This window comes from Microbacterium karelineae (assembly GCF_009745985.1).
Taxonomy (GTDB): Bacteria; Actinomycetota; Actinomycetes; order Actinomycetales; family Microbacteriaceae; genus Microbacterium; species Microbacterium karelineae.
On the sequence record NZ_WFIX01000167.1, the window covers coordinates 1 to 612 of the forward strand.

The 612-nt window shown below is 41.0% G+C and carries 1 protein-coding gene; it reads left to right on the forward strand.

Annotated features, from left to right (window positions below; all coding sequences use genetic code 11):
- Positions 1–31 precede the first annotated feature (31 nt).
- On the forward strand, positions 32–612 hold a 581-nt coding region (locus tag GB932_RS22430), incomplete at its 3' end, for a ribonucleotide reductase barrel domain-containing protein (RefSeq protein WP_497755953.1).

The following is a 612-nucleotide window of genomic DNA, read 5'->3' on the forward strand; positions in this document are numbered from 1 at the left end:
GGAAGAATCTTTCATCTGCTGTCTATCTTCCATGAACCTGGAATTGTATGATGAGTGGAAAGATACCGATGCTGTAAAACTGGCAGTATACTTCCTTGATGCTGTATTATCAGAGTTCATTGACAAAACTGAAGGAAACTATTACCTACAGGGAGCAAGAAACTTCGCGATGCGTCACAGAGCTCTTGGTTTAGGAGTTTTAGGATACCACTCTTATTTACAGAAAAATATGATTCCGTTTGAAAGCTTTGAGGCGACTCAGTTCAATGCAAGAGCATTCAGACATATCAAAGAACAGGCTGAGCAGGCTTCAAGAGAACTTGCCAACATCTATGGAGAACCAGAAGTATTGAAAGGATACGGATTGAGAAATACCACAACAATGGCTATTGCTCCTACCACTTCAAGTTCTGCCATCTTAGGACAGACTTCTCCTGGAATTGAGCCTTTCTCTTCCAACTATTATAAAGCAGGTCTTGCGAAAGGAAACTTTATGCGTAAGAATAAATACCTTGCACAACTATTGAAAGAAAAAGGACTGGATAACGAAGAAACATGGAGAACAATCATGCTGAACCACGGATCGGTACAGCACCTGAACGAGCTTACTCC